At 59.2% G+C, this 17,194-nt stretch carries 16 protein-coding genes and 1 tRNA gene; 13 read left to right on the top strand and 4 right to left on the bottom strand.

All coding sequences use genetic code 11. From position 1 onward, the window contains the following. The first annotated feature begins 18 nt into the window (after window positions 1-18). Entirely contained in the window at window positions 19-1,962 is a 1,944-nt protein-coding gene (gene speA / locus WKF55_09190) for a biosynthetic arginine decarboxylase (protein ID MEJ7759755.1), read from the top strand. On the opposite strand, the gene WKF55_09185 is transcribed toward speA, so the two are convergent. Together WKF55_09185 and WKF55_09180 are read right to left on the bottom strand one after the other, a co-directional pair. Then, window positions 1,959-2,558 (bottom strand): superoxide dismutase, encoded by a 600-nt coding sequence (locus WKF55_09185; GenBank protein MEJ7759754.1) that lies wholly within the window; start codon window positions 2,556-2,558, stop codon window positions 1,959-1,961. The two genes, speA and WKF55_09185, sit on opposite strands and share 4 nt — an antisense overlap. Before the next feature lie 15 nt (window positions 2,559-2,573). Beyond that, entirely contained in the window at window positions 2,574-3,209 is a 636-nt protein-coding gene (locus WKF55_09180) for a VTT domain-containing protein (GenBank protein MEJ7759753.1), read from the bottom strand. A gap of 127 nt (window positions 3,210-3,336) precedes the next feature. Here WKF55_09180 and WKF55_09175 point away from each other — a divergent pair, with 127 nt between their 5' ends. The 11 genes from WKF55_09175 (at window position 3,337) to WKF55_09125 (ending at window position 13,997) form a co-directional block, all read left to right on the top strand. Next, entirely contained in the window at window positions 3,337-4,380 is a 1,044-nt protein-coding gene (locus WKF55_09175; GenBank protein MEJ7759752.1) for a hypothetical protein, read from the top strand. Window positions 4,381-4,509: 129 nt separating this feature from the next. After that, window positions 4,510-4,851, top strand: a complete 342-nt coding sequence (locus WKF55_09170) for a hypothetical protein (protein MEJ7759751.1) — start codon at window positions 4,510-4,512, stop codon at window positions 4,849-4,851. Window positions 4,852-4,944: 93 nt separating this feature from the next. Then, window positions 4,945-5,094 carry a lmo0937 family membrane protein gene (locus WKF55_09165; GenBank protein MEJ7759750.1) on the top strand — a complete coding sequence of 50 codons (150 nt, stop codon included), beginning with the start codon at window positions 4,945-4,947 and terminating at the stop codon, window positions 5,092-5,094. Window positions 5,095-5,154: 60 nt separating this feature from the next. After that, window positions 5,155-5,913, top strand: coding sequence for a TrmH family RNA methyltransferase (locus WKF55_09160; GenBank protein MEJ7759749.1), 759 nt, complete (start codon window positions 5,155-5,157; stop codon window positions 5,911-5,913). Window positions 5,914-6,034: 121 nt separating this feature from the next. Then, window positions 6,035-6,571 (top strand): cytochrome c3 family protein, encoded by a 537-nt coding sequence (locus WKF55_09155; GenBank protein MEJ7759748.1) that lies wholly within the window; start codon window positions 6,035-6,037, stop codon window positions 6,569-6,571. A 45-nt stretch (window positions 6,572-6,616) separates the two neighbouring features. Next, the gene (locus WKF55_09150) at window positions 6,617-9,769 is read left to right on the top strand and encodes a molybdopterin-dependent oxidoreductase (protein ID MEJ7759747.1); all 3,153 of its coding nucleotides are present in this window, start codon (window positions 6,617-6,619) and stop codon (window positions 9,767-9,769) included. After that, entirely contained in the window at window positions 9,769-11,232 is a 1,464-nt protein-coding gene (gene nrfD / locus WKF55_09145; protein ID MEJ7759746.1) for an NrfD/PsrC family molybdoenzyme membrane anchor subunit, read from the top strand. Before WKF55_09150 ends, nrfD begins: the two co-directional genes overlap by 1 nt. Next, window positions 11,232-11,732: a DUF3341 domain-containing protein gene (locus tag WKF55_09140; GenBank protein ID MEJ7759745.1), complete on the top strand. Its 501-nt coding sequence runs from the start codon at window positions 11,232-11,234 to the stop codon at window positions 11,730-11,732. Before nrfD ends, WKF55_09140 begins: the two co-directional genes overlap by 1 nt. Next, window positions 11,722-12,519, top strand: a complete 798-nt coding sequence (locus WKF55_09135) for a cytochrome c (GenBank protein ID MEJ7759744.1) — start codon at window positions 11,722-11,724, stop codon at window positions 12,517-12,519. Before WKF55_09140 ends, WKF55_09135 begins: the two co-directional genes overlap by 11 nt. Continuing rightward, complete coding sequence (locus WKF55_09130; GenBank protein MEJ7759743.1) at window positions 12,516-13,838, top strand: hypothetical protein; 1,323 nt, start codon at window positions 12,516-12,518, stop codon at window positions 13,836-13,838. Before WKF55_09135 ends, WKF55_09130 begins: the two co-directional genes overlap by 4 nt. 86 nt (window positions 13,839-13,924) lie before the next feature. Beyond that, window positions 13,925-13,997: transfer RNA gene (locus tag WKF55_09125), tRNA-Ala, on the top strand. Window positions 13,998-14,709: 712 nt separating this feature from the next. On the opposite strand, the gene WKF55_09120 is transcribed toward WKF55_09125, so the two are convergent. Continuing rightward, window positions 14,710-15,177: a MarR family transcriptional regulator gene (locus WKF55_09120; GenBank protein MEJ7759742.1), complete on the bottom strand. Its 468-nt coding sequence runs from the start codon at window positions 15,175-15,177 to the stop codon at window positions 14,710-14,712. Window positions 15,178-15,350: 173 nt separating this feature from the next. Here WKF55_09120 and WKF55_09115 point away from each other — a divergent pair, with 173 nt between their 5' ends. Beyond that, entirely contained in the window at window positions 15,351-15,665 is a 315-nt protein-coding gene (locus tag WKF55_09115; GenBank protein ID MEJ7759741.1) for a hypothetical protein, read from the top strand. A 149-nt stretch (window positions 15,666-15,814) separates the two neighbouring features. Here the strand turns inward: WKF55_09115 and WKF55_09110 are convergent, their stop codons facing one another. Then, window positions 15,815-16,996 (bottom strand): DegT/DnrJ/EryC1/StrS family aminotransferase, encoded by a 1,182-nt coding sequence (locus WKF55_09110; protein ID MEJ7759740.1) that lies wholly within the window; start codon window positions 16,994-16,996, stop codon window positions 15,815-15,817. Between the last annotated feature and the right edge of the window lie 198 nt (window positions 16,997-17,194).

Below are 17,194 nucleotides of genomic sequence, written 5' to 3'. Positions count from 1 at the left end.
ATGCCCTAGACTGTGCGCATGACAATGACTCGTATTTCCCCGGTGACTCAACGCGAAGTCCAGGAGCCGTGGACGATCGACTCGGCGCGCACACTGTACAACGTCGAAGGATGGGGAATCGGCTACTTCGATATCAATGAAGCCGGCCACGTTGTGGTGCGGCCGGATGCTGACAATCCATCGAACGAGCTCGATCTATTCGAGCTTGCGAGCGATCTGGAGGCGCAGGGAGTTGGCCTGCCGCTGCTGCTGCGATTCTCCGACATTCTGCGGTCGCGCATTGAATCGCTAAATGCGCGGTTTGCCCGGGCGATTGCCGAGTACGAGTACACCGGCCAGTACACGACCGTCTATCCGATCAAGGTCAACCAGCAGCGCCACGTTCTCGAGGAGATCGTCGAGTTCGGAACGGAGTCTGGCGTCGGGCTCGAATGCGGCAGCAAGCCGGAGCTTCAGGCAGTGCTCGCCATTGCCGAGCATACTGATCATCTGATCGTGTGCAATGGCTACAAGGATGAAGAATTCATGCGCCTTGCGCTGATGGGTCAGAAGCTCGGGCACAAAGTCTTCATCGTTCTCGAACAGCTCAGCGAAGTCGACGTTCTGCTGCAGGCGGCAGACGACCTTGGCGTAAACCCAACAGCTGGCGTGCGGATCAAGCTCCATTCGGAAGGCTCCGGACGGTGGGCAAAAAGCGGTGGAGAGAAATCGAAGTTCGGATTGAGCACCGCGCAGCTCGTCAAACTCGTCGACAAGCTCCGCGCTGCAGGTCGGCTGGACGTGCTCAAGCTGATCCATTTCCACCTTGGCTCGCAGATCACGGACATCCGGTACATCAAGGCGGGGCTTCAGGAAGTCTCGCGGTATTATGCAGAGCTGCGCGCCATGGGAGTCGACATAACCCACGTCGACGTTGGCGGCGGCCTTGGCGTTGACTACGACGGCTCGTGCTCGACATCGCAGGCAAGCGTGAATTATTCGCTGCAGGAATATGCGAACGACGTCGTGTACACGCTCGCCGAGGCGTGCCGCGAACACGATCTGCCGATGCCGCACATCATCAGCGAATCGGGTCGCGCGCTGACGGCGCATCACGCTCTGCTGCTCCTGAGCGTCATCGATGTGGAGTCGCAGGCCGACAACGTGATGCCCGACATCAGCGACGACGACCATTCATTTCTACACGAGATGGCGGCCGACTACGATGCGGTGTCCACGCGACGGGTTCGCGAAGTGTACCACGATGCGACGTTTGCGAAGGACAGATCGCAGGAGCTGTTCAACAGCGGTGTTCTGACGCTGCGCGACCGGGCGCTTGCCGAACAGATCTACGTTGCGACGATCACTGCCGTGGCCCGCCTCGCGCAGCAGGACCGGGAGGAGTACGAGGACATCATCGAGGAACTGGATGCGATTCTGACCGACAGATACTTCTGCAACTTCTCACTTTTCCAGTCGTTACCGGACAGCTGGGCAATCGATCAGCTATTTCCGATAATGCCGATCCACCGGCTGGGCGAAGAGCCAAACCGCCGCGGGACCATTCAGGACGTAACGTGCGACTCCGATGGAAAGATCGAAAGTTTCATAGGGGGACGCACTCCGAAGCCCAATCTGGCGCTCCATCCGTTCGCCGACGACGAACAGTACATACTGGGAATATTTCTGACGGGCGCCTATCAGGAAATCCTGGGCGATCTGCATAATCTGTTCGGGGACACCAATGCGGTGCATATCCGGCTATCCCCTAACGGTTACGAAGTCGCCGAGCTGGTGCACGGAGATACGGTGACGGAAGTGCTGGCCTACGTGCAGTTTCGTGCGGCAGATCTGCTTGCGACGTTTCGTCGCAAGGTGAACGCCGCCCAGGGCATCACCCGCCAGGAGGCGAACACCTTCATCGCGGAGTATGTGGCGGGTCTCGAGGGCTACACCTACCTCGAGGGAGAAGCGGCGCGCTAGCTGAGCGTCTCTCCGACTTTCTGCCAGTTGACGACGTTCCACCATGCAGTGATGTAGTCGGGGCGCTTGTTCTGATATTTCAGGTAATACGCGTGCTCCCATACATCGAGTCCCAGGATCGCAGTCTTCCCTTCCATCAGCGGGTTATCCTGATTCGGTGTGCTCGTAATCGACAGCTTGCCGCTGTCGTTTAGCAGCCATACCCAGCCCGAACCGAACCTGGCCACGCCGGCCGCCGCCCACTGTTCCTTCAGAGTGTCGAAACCACCGAAGCTCTGATCGATCGCCTTGGCCAGAGGTCCGCGCGGGGCGCCCGATTCGCCCGGTGTCATGACGTCCCAGAACATCGAGTGGTTCCAGTGACCGCCACCGTTGTTCCGCACCGCGGCACGCACACTTTCGGGAACGGAGTCGATATCGCGCATAAGGTCGTCGAGTGACTTATTCGCCAGCTCGGGTGTTTTGTCGATTGCCTCGTTGAGCTTGGTGACATAGGTCTGGTGATGCTTGCCGTGATGGATTTCCATCGTTTTCGCGTCGATGTGCGGTTCGAGTGCAGCGAAGTCGTACGGCAGGGAGGGAAGTTGAAACGCCATCGGATGCTCCTTGATTTAATGCGTCGCCGCGGCGGGTTTGCCGCGCTGGCGCCACCAGCTGATCAGGCCCGGCAGTATCGATACGAAAATCACGACGAGGACGAGAATCTCGACGTGCTCATCGATTCCGGGAATATATGTGCCCAGGAAATACCCTGTGAACAGCATGCTCCATACCCAGACGACGGTCCCGGCCACGCTGATAGCGAGGAACTGGCGATATGGCATCTTGCCGACACCGGCAACCACAGGCGAGAATGTCCGGATGATTGGCATGAATTGCGCAAAGACGATTGCCTTCCGCCCGTGGCGGGAATAAAACTGCTGAGCGCGGAAGACATGCTTCTTGTTGAACAAAAGGGAATCTTCGCGAGTAAAGATGCGCGGCCCGGTGGCGCGGCCAAACCAGTAACCAACCGAATTACCCACCGCGGCGGCAATGTTCAGCAGCAGTCCGAGCTTGTAGACATTCAGCAGTCCCTTGGCCGACACCAGACCGGCGGTCACGAGCAGCGAATCTCCGGGAAGAAAAAAGCCGACCAGAAGACCGGTCTCGGCAAAAACTATCGCGGTGAGGCCGATGTACCCGGCCCACTTTATCAGAGCTGGCAGGTCGGAAAGGTTGGCAAAGAGTTCGCGCAGCTGATCCATGAAGCAGTGGGGAGGGGAGATGGATAGAAGAACGTCAACTTCAGCAATTGAAGGGCTTTGGTCAACCGTGACCGAGCTCGCCCTGACCTTTCCCGAGCCAGCCAGGAGTCGCTGGCAGCGGAAAGGAATGTCAACACGCACAGAGCGGGTATTCAACGTCGCCTCGACGGTGGTGCTGGGCCTCTTTGCGCTGGGATGGTCGTGGTCGATCGCCACCGCCAGGTCCGGGGGGGATGGCGCCATTACGCCCGCAACGAGCGCTATCTCCAACGCACTGACAACCACCGGGGCTACTTCGACATCCTACCTCACCGATGCCGCGCTCGACCTTGTGACGCCACTTCGGGGGGCAAGTGGGAAACTGCGGGCTCGCATTCAGGCGCCGGGGCAACCGGTGGCGTCGGACACATTGCCCACAGGCGCGGTAGCCACATTTTCTGGCGACGCCGGGCCTGAACGCACTGCGGCGTTGAATGCGCCCGCGCGGACGGGCATCTGGTCCGTCGCCATTGCTGTCGGCGCAGCCATCAAGCCGATCGCCAATTTTTCAGTGATCACCCTCAAGCCCGCGTCGGCGAAAGAAAAAGGCCGCATCGGTTTGTACTACATCGGCAACTGGCCCAGCGCCCGTGGCCGGATCGCATCTCCAAAGTACGACGCGCCCAGCGGTTTCATCGAGGTGACGAAAAGCTCGCAACACACCGCGTTGTCGGAGCACTTCCGCCTGCGTGATTTTTTTCCCCACGATCAGGCGTCGGTGTGGCCCAAATACATCGTCGTCGACATGAAACTGGTGGACAAGCTCGAGCTGGTGCTGGCCGATCTCGAGTCGCGCGGAATTTCTTCCAAAGGTGTCAGGGTGCTGAGCGCTTTTAGAACTCCCCAGTACAACTCGGGTGTGGGCGACACGAAGGGGCGCGCGGGACTGAGCCGACACATGTACGGGGACGCAGCCGATATCTTCATCGACAATGACGGTAACGGCAGCATGGACGACCTGAATCGGGATGGCAGGGTGAATATCGGCGACGCGCGCGTGTTGCTGGCGGCAGTCAACCGTGTCGAAGCGGCACATCCTTCGCTGATTGGAGGGTGCGGAGTTTACTCGGGCACTTCCGCCCATGGCCCTTTTACTCATATTGACACACGCGGAAATCCCGCGCGCTGGTAATGGAAACGGAGACAATCAATGGATGAAGCGTCGCGTACAGTCGTCGATGAGCATGGCGCTCCCGTCAGCTCAACCCCTGTCAATGCAGCCCCGGAGGGTGCCCCACGGCCGAATCGGACTGACCCGGCCATGCCTGTCCGCTCGGCCGATCTGGAGCCGTACGTGGGCCTCGGTTATCTGTCGAAGCTCTTCAGATTCATGGCGGTCGTGCTGCTTCTGCTTCTTGTCTCGGAAGTCATTACCGGACTCGTTGCCCAAGGCACCGCCGCGATCCCTACGCTTCTCGGCGAGATCAGCAGACTGATAGTCCTCGCGGGCCTGCTCTGGGGAAGTGGCGATCTGGCGCTGCTCCTGATTGATATCGGACACGACGTGCGGGCAACGCGGATTCTGCTTGGCCGGCAGGCACTTCACGACGATCATCAGCCGAAGCGCGAGTCCGGAAAATTCATAGAGCGGGCGCCGCGCTGAGCTGAACATTTTTCCACCGATTCCGGTTTCGGTACGACTGTTGCCGATACACAGTCCATACCGCGACATCTACCCCTTCAGGAGAATTTCACAATGCTCTGGACCATCGCTGTAATTCTGCTCATTCTCTGGGTGCTCGGCGCGTTCATCATGCCGATCGGCGGGGGGTTGATTCATCTTCTCCTTGTAATTGCAATCATCGTAGTGGTGTACCGGCTCATTACCGGCAGGCCGGTAGTCTAGGGCCCGCGCCCGCGCCTGCTCCTGCCGCAATTGGTGTTGCCGCGGGAAGAGCAGACGCCGGTGGCTGCACCGTCGCGCATGTCCGCGGTTCGCGTCGTTCTCTGCGAGCCGCAGGACCCGGTCAACATTGCCGCCACGATCCGCGCGATGAAGAACATGGGTGCGTCGCGGCTACGTCTTGTAAAACCGGTGGCGTACGATCCGGTACGGTTGTCGGGTGTCGCCCACGACACGGCGGAGATCATCCGCGACATCGGACATTTCGATGAGCTGCCGGCCGCGATCGCCGACTGTGTGCGCGTCGCCGGATTCACTGCCCGGCGGCGGGCGGCGAAGCGGGAAGTTGTTTCTCCGGGCACCGCAGCAAACGAACTTCTGGAGTTTGCCCGTTCCGGTCCGGTGGCGATCGTCTTTGGCAGAGAAGACAAGGGCCTGCCCAATGAAGCGCTCGACCTCGCTCATCTGGTTGTAACTATCCCTACCACCAGTCACGCATCGTTAAATCTGGCGCAGGCGGTATTGATCGCACTGTATGAGCTGCACACTGCCGCGGCGGACGCGACCAGAACGATGGCGCCGGCTCGCAAGGCTGCCGACCCCCCGACCAGCGCGCAGCTTGACTTTCTGTTCGCCGATTCCCACCGCGCACTCAGCGAGATAGCGTTTTTCAAGACTCGAAATCCCGAGCATGTGATGCGCTCTCTCAGATCCCTGGTTTTTCGCGCGGCGCCGGACAGCCGCGAGCTCGACCTGTTGCGGGCGATGGCAATCGAGGTGGTGCGTACGATCGAACGGGTTGCCGAATCCAGGCGTCGGTAATCTGGTGAAATGTGCGTCTTGCGGCGCATAACGGGCGAAGCCATTTTTCCGCCGTGTCCAAACCTTGTGAAAATCTTCACAAAGCCAGTCGAATGGTCCGACCTCCAGGATTAGCTCTTCGGTGATACCACAAAAAAAATGGTTTGCTGTTCCGGGTCTTCTCTCGCTGGCGGCGGCGGCAGCGATGCTCTCCGCATATGCAGGTGCATCCTCGTCCGAGCGCAACAGCCCTGTACAACCCGTCGCATTTCCGCATCCGGCTCACGCCGCAGGCGCGCTGAAGATGAACTGCGTTTACTGCCACTTCTCTGCTAACAAATCTCCCGATCCTGGAATGCCGGCAGTGGGAACTTGTATGGGATGCCATACAGTTATTGCGACGACCAAGCCGGAAGTTCAGAAGCTTGCCGCGTTCTGGAATGCGAAACAGCCCGTACCGTGGGTCAGAATCCACAAGCTGCCCGAGTATGTCCACTTCCCTCACATGCGCCACGTGAACGGGGGAGTGTCGTGCCAGACCTGTCACGGCGATGTCCAGAACATGAAGCAGGTGTCGCAGGCTAAATCGCTCAACATGGGGTGGTGCATCAATTGTCACATTGGGCGCTCAAATCCTCCGCTGAAGGCGCGCTACGATTGCGCGACCTGTCACTACTGATGGCGTCGATGCACGAGGCGGCAGCCGCATGACCGAGACAGTCCAATGAGCACGGAAACAAAGGCTGGCGTAAAACGCCGTGATTTTCTCAAGGTGGTCGGAGCAGCAGGAGCTACGACCACTGCGATTGGCTGCTCGTCCGAGAAAGTCGAGAAGCTGATTCCTTATCTGGTTTCCCCGGACGAGACGGTTCCCGGCGTATCGACATACTACGCCACGACCTGCCGCGAATGCTCGGCTGCCTGCGGAGTGATCGCGGAAACTCGTGATGGACGCACGATAAAGCTTGAAGGCAATCCTGCACACCCCCTTAACAAGGGCGCATTGTGCGCACGAGGGCAGGCGGCATTGCAGGGTCTGTACAACCCGGATAGGTATCGCGGGCCCATGATCCGGAAGAATGGCCGGCTCGCGCGCGCCACGTGGGACGAAGCGCTGCGTCTGTTCGCGCAGAAGCTTGCCGAAGTGCGCGGTGTGGCGGCCAATGCCGCTTTCGTGAACCGGCACGAGTCAGGAAGCTTTCCGCTCTTTCTCAACGACTGGCTGGCCGGTATGGGAATGCCTGCGGCGATCAGCTATGACTCGGATGCTGATCACGCGGCTATTGCCGCCAACCGCCAGTCTTATGGTGTGGCGTGGCCGAGTCTTAACTTTTCGGCGGCCCGGCTGATCGTCTCGTTCGGCGCAGATTTTCTCGATGGCTGGGGTGCGTCGGTTCCGCAGCAGCTCGGGTGGGCCGATGCGCGCGCTAAATTCGTCAATGCGCCGCGTATGGTGTACATCGGCCCGCGGCGCTCGCTCACGGGTCTGAATGCGGATCAATGGATTGACGCCCGTGCAGGGTCCGAGCTCGCGATAGTACAGATGCTCGGCGGGACGGGCACGCCGGAGCAGGCAGCGCAGATGAGTGGCATAAACGCTACCGTGCTCAGCGCGCTGCAGCGCGAGTTTGCGTCGGCCAGGCCCAACATGGTTCTCGCCGGCGGCGGGTCGGCACAGGGCACGCAACTCTGCGCTGCGGTCAACGCACTCAACCAGTCGCAGGGAAATGTCGGTGTCACGATCCGGCCGTCCGAACCGCTGACGGCATTCGAGGGAATGGAACCTCCGTCTCACTTGCGGTTTCTCGCCGCCCGGATGCAGGCCGGAACCGTGCCGATGTTGATGGTGCGCGGCGCCGACCCGGTTTACTCGCTGGGAAAGTCGCTCGGCTTCGGCGCGGCAATGGCGAAGGTGCCGTTCAAGGTCAGCTTCTCATCCATTCCCGATGAAACGTCGGCAATGTGCGACCTTGTTCTTCCCGACAATCACTCGCTCGAATCATGGGGAGATGCAGAGCCAATTCGCGGGACGATCTCGCTGCAGCAGCCCGCGATGGATGTGGTGTTCGATACGCGCCCCACGCCGGATGTGCTCATCGCGGCGGTGAGGGCGAATCCCGCGACGGCTACACGATATCCGCTGCCTGATTATCGAAGCTGGCTGGTGGCCCGTTTTCCGGGCGGCGCATCGACTCTGGCCGCGTCACTTCCACGGGGTCTGACAGCAGGAACGCTGCCTTCAACGCCAACCCGCGCGGCACCGCCGCCTCTCGTGTCGCAGCCTGCGCCGGCTGCGCAGGGCGACTTTTCGCTTGTCATTTATTCGCATCCGCTATTGGGCAATGGTGATGGAGCCAACAAGCCCTGGCTCCAGGAGCTTCCGGACCCGGTGACGAAGATCGCGTGGCAGACAGTTGCAGAGATGCATCCCGCGACCGGGAAGCGGCTTGGGCTTGAGAACGGCGATCACGTGAATGTCCAGACTCCGGCGGGCCGCATGTCACTGCCGGTTTATCTGTATCCGGGAATTCGTCAGGATACCGTGGCAATCGCCGCTGGCCGAGGCCACGCAGACACCGCCGGCCGCTACGCAAGAGCCGGCTCCAACGCATTCGATCTGTTGCCGTATGCTGAAGACAGCTCAGGTGCGCGAGTTTACACGTCGGGCCGCGCTCGTGTCACGAAGGAGGGCGGTTCTTCCCGGCTCGCGACTACCGAAGGATCGGCGCGTCAGTATGGCCGTGGTATCGGTCAGGCAGTTCTCGTCGGCGATCTGGCCGCCGGGGCAGGCGGAGCCACTGCCAGCGGAGCTGAGCATGCGGCCGAGGTAGCCCCGGGGGGCAGTACGACGCCCGCGAACGCCGCGCGCGCGGCTGGCGCGACGGCCGCCGCTGGTTCGCACGGTGAATCGGCAGCGGCGGCTACGGAGTTTCCGGGCGACGCAAGCCATGAATTCCTGCCCGGGTTGCGAGCGCCTGTCGCAAATGACGCACAGGGAGTTCTTGGAACGCAGGACTCCAACTTCAAAGGCATGTACGATCCGAAGCACTGGAGCGGTCTGGCGAAGCACCGATGGGCGATGACGATCGACCTCGCTCGCTGCACCGGATGCTCGGCATGCGTGACAGCGTGTTATGCCGAGAACAATATCCCAACGGTGGGCGCGGAGTGGCAGGGTCCGAAGGTGCTGCCCGATCGCACGGGGTTTGGCGCGAACATAACCCGCAGCCGCGAGATGGCCTGGCTTCGGCTTGAGCGCTATTTCGAGGGCGGCGAGGACGGTGGAGCCGATTTCGATACCCGTTTCGTACCGATGCTCTGCCAGCACTGCGGAAACGCGCCGTGTGAACCCGTCTGCCCGGTCTACGCCACGTACCATTCGCCTGACGGCCTGAACGTTCAGGTCTACAACCGCTGTGTAGGAACCCGTTACTGCTCCAACAACTGCCCTTACAAGGTTCGGTATTTCAACTGGTTCGGGTATGGAGAACCGGGCCGCTCGCAGTATGCGTTTCCGGAGCCTCTCAACTGGCAGCTCAACCCTGATGTCACGGTGAGAGGGAAGGGCGTCATGGAAAAGTGCACGTTCTGTGTTCAGCGCATTCGCGATGCCGAGAATCGTGCAACACTCGAGCACCGGGGTCTTGCCGGTGATGAATTCACCACTGCGTGCGCAGAGGCATGTCCATCGCGCGCAATCACGTTTGGCGACGCCGCCGATGAAAACTGGACTGTGGCGAAGCTCGTCAACGATCAGCGCGCGTATCATGTGTTCGAGGAGCTGAACACGTTCACTGCGGTGGTCTACCTGAAGAAGGTGAATCACCCGACGCCGGGCGCGCCAGTGCGGTCGGCGCCTGCGGCGGGTGCGCACTGATGGCGACGATGTCCCGGCCGACGAGGGAAGATCGACAGACGCCAATGCGACCCAACATCGCCACTGCTGATGTGCAGCTTCCGGCAGTACGCGATTACGAGCAGGTCGATCGCGAGATTACCGCCACGCTGCATCCAACCACTGCGTGGTTCATCGGGCTCGGTATCGCGGTCCTTTTCCTGATAATCGGCGCATCCGCGTGGATCTATCAGATTTATTCAGGACTCGGTGTTGCGGGTTACAACCCGCCGGTGATGTGGGGTGTGTACATCATCACCTTTGTTTTCTGGGTAGGTATCGGCCACGCCGGCACGCTCATCTCGGCGATTCTCTATCTGTTCCGAGCCGGATTCAGAACCACGATCTACCGGTGCGCAGAAGCGATGACGGTGTTCGCCGTCATGACCGCAGGGCTGTTCCCGATTCTGCACCTGGGGCGTCCGTGGAAATTTTTCTGGCTCATTCCGTATCCGAACTGGCGCTACATATGGCCGAATTTCAAAAGCCCGCTGGTATGGGACGTATTCGCCATTCTTACGTATCTGACCATTTCGTCAACGTTTCTGTATGTCGGGCTGATACCTGACATCGCGGTTCTGCGCGACCGTGAAAAGAATCCCGTCAGGAAGCGGATCTTCAGCATCCTCTCGCTCGGCTGGCGGAATTCGGATCGGGAGTGGCGACATTTCGCGCGCGCTTATCTGTTCCTGGCCGCGTTGTCGACGCCGCTGGTGTTGTCGGTTCACTCGGTCGTTTCGTTCGACTTCGCGATGGCGCTTACACCAGGTTGGCACACGACGATTTTCCCTCCGTACTTTGTCGCCGGCGCAATTTTCTCGGGCATCGGGATGGTGTTCACAATTATCATCCCGCTCAGGAAGTGGTTCGGTCTCAAGCACTATGTCACCATCAATCATCTGGACGCCGCAGCGAAGCTCTGCCTGTTTACATCGCTCGTGGTGGGATGTGCATACTCAACGGAGTGGTTCGTTGCATGGTACAGTGGCAATGAGGTAGAGCAGGAGTTTTTTGCGAACCGGATCTGGGGCCAGTGGTGGTGGTCGTCAGCGATTCTCTACACCTGCAACATGATCCTGCCGCTGTCGCTGTTCGTTCAGAAGTGGCGCCGAAACCCGACATGGCTGTTCATTCTTTCGTTCTTCATCAACATCGGCATGTGGTTTGAGCGGTTTGTCATCGTCGTGCCGTCCCTGTCTCACGAGTATGAGCCGTGGCAGTGGTCAGGCTACGCTCCGACCTGGGTCGATTTTGCAATTCTTGCCGGAAGCTTTGGCTGGTTCTCGATGTGGTTCCTGCTGTTCATCAAGCAGCTTCCCGTGATCGCGATATCGGAAGTCAAGGAAATCATTCCGCCGAAGATGCGGCAACGTCATGACCACGGAATCGAGCCCGCGGGGCGCCACGCGCCCTTCGACCCCGCCACTCCGGGGGAGCGCGCCTGATGCCTGGAGTACTCGGAGCGTTTCGTGAGCTCGATGCGACGGTCGATGCAATCGCCGCCTTGAAAAAAGAGCAGCTGGGTGAGATAACGGTGTACTCCCCGACACCTCGTCATGAACTCGAGCACGCAATCGATCGCGGCCCGAGCGTGGTGCGGCGGTTTACGCTGATCGGGGGACTGCTTGGGATGACGTTCGGGTTCTGGATTGCAATCTGGGTATCGGATTACTGGCCGCTGGTAGTAGGCGGGAAAGCAATCGCATCGTGGGTTCCGTACACCATTTTCGGTTTCGAGGTGATGGTGCTTTTCGGAGGGTTGTCGACGGTGATCGGGTTGTTCATCAATTCACGAATTCCGCGTCTGACGATGACCGTTGGTTACGATGGTCGCTTCAGCCATGGTGATTATGGGATCTGGGTTGAGTGTGCACCCGATCGGGCGGCTGCGGCCGAGTCGCTGCTCAAGCAGCACGGGGCGGTGGAGGTGCGCGGTGCGCGTTAGACCCCGCCTGGTACTCGTGCTGCTGCCGTCGCTGCTTGCGCTGACGGGATGTGAGTGGTTTACCGATTTCAAGAGGCAGCCGTCGCTCTGGACGTGGGAGCCGGTGAAGGACAGTCTCACCCCGTCACGGGGCAACCCGCAGAACTCGGTGCCGGTTACAGGAATCGCGGTGGCTGGGTTCGTCGTCTCGTACGCTCCGCTTCCCGCTACCGTTGATTCACTCGCTGGAGTCCCCAATCCGACTCCCGTCAGCGATTCGTCGCTCGCGAACGGTCGCAGGTATTATCAGATCAACTGTGCGGTTTGTCATGGCGACGCCGCGCTGGGCGATGGGCCGGCAACGAAATTCGGGATGCCCGCCATCAGCATCGCCACCGATATCACGAAGGGTAGAACCGACGGCTACATATTCGGCATGATTCGCAACGGGCGCGGGCTCATGCCTTCATATAACAGAATCGAGGATATGGACCGCTGGGACGTAGTTAATTATCTGCGCGCTCTGCAGGGACTTGCCGGTCGCACTGTGCCGACCGGGCCACTGGCAGCACCGGGCGTGACAGGAGACAAGCTTCCTGGCTTCACCCGCACTGCGCCGACGAGGCCTGCGCCGTTTATGGATTCGCGGAATCGGGTGGCTGGAACGCGCGGGTCGGTGGCTGGGGACCGCATCGGGGCGCCTGTTCGAGATTCGACTCTGGTCAGAGACACGGTGGCGTCTCCGGGAGCAAACCCACTGCCGCCAAATGCTGCAGCGACGACCGACACGTCGAGGGCACGACGGTGAGTACTCACGATGTGCACGTCCCAACACGCCAGGAGATTCTGGAAGGCACTGCGAAGCCGATTCCGCGCAAGCTCAAACTGATTTGCGTGGTGCTGGCCGTTGTCGGCACACTGGTGTTCCTGTTCGGGGCGTTTACCGGGTCGGACCGTGCGTGGCGCTCGCTGCTGTTCAACTGGTTGTTCTTCAGCACCATTTCTTCAGCAGGCGTGATGTTTGTCGCTGTTCAGCGAATCACTACAGCTCGATGGTCGAGGTCGATCATCAGAATTCTTGAAGGTTATGTTGCGTTCCTTCCGGTAGCGTTCGTTCTGCTGCTGGTGATTTTCCTGGGAACAGGGCACATCTTCCCCTGGGCGCATGAAGCGCTGCACGTGCACGAGAAGGAGATTTATCTAAATCCGGCATTCCTGATCCCTCGCTCGATCTTCTGCTTTGGTGTCATCGCGACGCTCAGTGTCTGGTACATCTACACATCGGTGAGGCTCGACGTCGGCGGTTCTCCCGAAGCTGGCGCGAAGTGGGCACGCGGCCTGAGGGAACGGATGCGTCGCGGTTTCCGGGACGAGCGTCGGGAAATTCATTCCACGCACTCACTGCAGGGCAAGCTCGCGGTCGTTCTCGGTCTCGTGTTTGCCTTCTTCTGGATTGTGCTGGCCTGGGATCTGTCGATGTCGCTGGACCTCCACTTCCAGAGCACGATGTATGGGTGGTGGGTATTCATGGGCGGGTGGGTGGCGGCCCTTGCGAGTTTCTCGATTCTCACCATGACGTGGCGGAAATACCTCGGCCGTTACGACCTCATCACCGAGAACCACTTCCACGACCTCGGCAAGCTCTGCTTTGCATTCACTGCCTTCTGGGGCTATCTGACGTTCGGCCAGTATCTCGTCATCTGGTATGGCAATCTGGGAGAGGAGACGCACTGGGCGCGGCTGCGCCTCATCCATCCGTGGGTGGGTCTCACCATCGCCACGGTTGTGCTTATGTTTGCGATGCCCTTCTTTGGTTTGTTATCCCGCGCGGCCAAGGTGTATCTGCCTACGCTTGCGCTTTTCGCGTCGTGCACTCTGGTGGGCTTGTGGTTCCATCGATATCTGGAAGTGTATCCCTCGCTGTATTCCACGGCTAAAGAGCTGCCCTTTGGATTCTGGGAGTTCGGGGTCGGCCTTGGGTATCTCGGGATCTGGGGTTTGTGTTATATGGCGTTCATGGATGCATTCCCGCGGATGCGCGTGACGTTAATGACGTCGCCATTTCGTGATGAAGTGCAGGTCCCTGTGAATGCAAAGACGATGGAGCCGCTGCCCGCGCACGAGTAAATCACCGACGGCGGACAGATGGCAGCATTGTCCATGACGGCGAGGAGTAATTGGAAGTATGAAGTCTCCCGCTATATTTGGATTGCGGGGCGTTAGCTCAGTTGGGAGAGCGCCTGGTTTGCAACCAGGAGGTCGCAGGTTCGATCCCTGTACGCTCCATCGACTAAGGCCGTGAAATCGCAAAAAGGCTCCCGAAGGCGGGAGCCTTTTTATCTGCAGTCGTTGACTGCGCCTATGCCCTCAGGCGAAGCCGCATTCGGAGATCCAGTCAAAAGAGTGAACCCCAGACCTTCGGCAAAACGCAACAAGAAATTCGTCAGCGCTGAGAAATTGAGGCCTCAATTAGCCAATTGAGTGAAAGATGATAGCTAATTGACTGAAGCATGAGACTCTACTGAGTTCGAGATGAGCAGTGGTCGCCAGATTCGTGTCGAACGATCAACCTGTCACAATGGAGAACTCATGAAAATGTCAGTATGCTTTTGCCGGCTCACATTCTGTCTTGCTGGCATCCAGATTCTTACCGGATGCGGTGAACCTCCGACTCAGCCGCCAGCCGTTGAATGGAGTACGTGGTCTCCGCCCGTCCTTTTGCCGGTTGTTAACTCCTGGCAATTGCGGGCCCGACGATTCCTGGCATTGGAACGCCCATCTGCGTGAATGCACCGGTAACTCCAGGTATGCCGAAGACAAACAGCTTCTGCGCACCGTGAGCGATGAAGATCGAGCCTGTGACGATTCGGACAATAGCCAGTGCGCTATCGATATGGCGTTCGGTATTGGTCCTGAGATCAGCATTTTCTACGTCTCCTTTTAATGAAACTAAGGGTGATACTACTTGGTGTGATAACACCTATTCCGGCTAAAAAAATCATTCCGGAAACCGGACTTCGGTGAGGAGCCCAATTAGTGTTTTCAACTGGTGCTCCGTCAGATGCCCAAGCCGCCGGCGGTTTTCATTCTCGACTTCCTCGTCGAGGCCATCTACCAGCTTCCGACCCGTCTTCGTCACTCGCGTCGTGACGAGCCGTCGATCGTCGGAATCGCGCACGCGGTTGATGAGTCCCGCCTCCTCCATGCGGTCGAGAAGCCTGGTTACATCCGGCATCCGATTCAGCATCCTGTCCCGGATCTCATTTCGGCATAGGCCATCCGGTTCCGACCCTCGCAGGATCCGCAACACGTTGTACTGCGTGGCGGTGATGCCGTGTGGCCTGAACACCTTCTCCATCGAATTGCTCAGAATGTTACTGGTTCGCGCAATGTTGAGGACAGCTTCCTCGTACCGGCTTCTGAACTGCTTGTTCTGTTTTATTTCATGCCGGAGACTATGCGCCATGGACATAAATATTAGGTGTTATAACACCTAATGTCAACCCGGCCGACTGCAATTGCCTGAAACCGGTCAGAAGCAGAACCGGAGAGGCAGAATCGCCCTGCAGGAGTACGCAAACAAAAAGTTCATCGTTCGCGGATAATGCTGTAGATTGCACCATACGATCAAGGGGAAAAGTGATCAAGGAATTCGAGTTCGTGGATGCGGGACGCACGTTCTTCTGTTCGGTAGAGACCCCCCGGCACGCCGGAGCGCCGCCGTGGTGGTGGTTCCGTGTCAACGACGAGGGGAGTACGCGCTACGCTCCTTTCGAGGCGCAGCCCAGCGATACCAGGAAGTCAGTTCAGGAGCGGGTTGTCGCCTACTACGCTGAAGTGCTGGCCATCAAGGCGCGCCCGGTGCATCAGAGGCCGGTCTGGCATAAACCGGCCCGTCCAATTCCTTCGGAAGAGCCGAGCCCCGCCCTCTCGACACCCGTCACAGGCGCTTAGAGTCGAGTTCGTTTGCGAGATCCTGGATTGGGATCGCCTTTGCTGACGTAGTTTGCTGCACCTCAGCTATAGTATCGATCTAGTTTTCGCCGAGCAAAGCGGATGAATTTGGTGTGCCGGAATGAAAGCCGGCGACCTCCGCGACGCCGCTATCCAATCTGGCTGCGTGAGAGACAGTGAGCCCGTACTACCCCGCACAGCTGGTCGCTAGCGGCCTCGTTCATCTCGGGATAACACGGCAGGAACACGAGCCCGCGTATCATCGCTGTTACCCGCGATCCGCCAATAGCATCCACATTCGATGCGCCATGCGCGTCGAATCCGGCAAGCATCAGGTCGTTCCGAAGCGCGACGGGGTCCGACACACAAACGGGTAGAAGCCAGTGGCTATGCCGAGCCTGGCTGTTTCCCAGCAGGGTAAGCCCGGCCTCGCTGAGACCGGCCATGCTTGCCATGATTCTCTCACCAGTCGCCTTGCGGCGAGCCACGCGTTGGCCGTCCTCGTTGGATAACCGCCACGCCAGCATTGCCAGCAGTGGTGCGCACGGCTGTTGCCTCAACGCCCTGAGAAGCGCAAACACGTCGTGATTGCCAAATCCGCGTGTCAATCTTCGCAGAACAGCGGTGGCCGACGAACCTGCAGCAGCGCAAACCGAGAAGAAGACAGCATACTCCCGTGGCCTTTGCAACACCAGAAACATGAACGCTTTCGCTACCTTGGCCGCGTAGCAGGATCTGGATTGCATCGGCCAGCGGCTTTGGACGTTTCGCATCAACTGCCGAAGTCCAGGGTCGCCGACTTCTGCGATGGCTCCGCCCAAGGCAGTGCCTGTCTTGAGCAACCCAAAGCTGAAGAACCGTACATCGCCTTGGCGTGCTTCCGAAGCCCGTTGCGTTGTGTACGCCTGGGCAGAATCCTCTACTACGAGGAGGTGGTGTCTGCGTGCAACGTCCAGGATCGGAGCCATGTCGATGTGGCCCCCAAAGAGATGCGCTACGACTAAACCGCGAGTGGCAGGCCCGATCCTTGTCTGGATTTCGGCGGGGTCGGGCGCTAGAGTCGAAGACATTAGATCGATGGGCACGGCGATATGCCCGAAAGACTGGATGATGCGCGCCATGTCGACGATGTTAATGCCGGTGATCAGAATCTCGCTTCCTGCGGGCCAGTCAAGTGCCTCCAGTAGCGCCGTAAAGGCGGATCGTACCGAGAGAAAGGCAACGGCCTCGCCTCCTTCCCAACTTTTTTCGACGTCCTCTCGGCAAAGAGTCGTTTTATAAGCAACAAGGCGAGCCGCGGCAGCGACCACATGTGCAGTGGTCAAATCCAATCGAAGCGCTGGATAAATCGGGGCGAGACGGGGCCAGCCGGCCCTCGCTGTAACCGGGTCGACAACAGATATCGCTTGACCAGAGAAATTTTGACTCGTGGGCATGCAGCCTCCTGAAGGCACAGGAATTCTCGCATTGAGTTCGCCAAGGTATGGCCGGTGGCCGTCTGCTGCCCATACGTCAAGTTACGTACGCAC

The sequence above is a fragment of the Gemmatimonadaceae bacterium genome (genome assembly GCA_037721215.1).
Taxonomy (GTDB): domain Bacteria; phylum Gemmatimonadota; class Gemmatimonadetes; order Gemmatimonadales; family Gemmatimonadaceae; genus UBA4720.
This window is presented reverse-complemented; position numbering and strand designations above follow the sequence as displayed.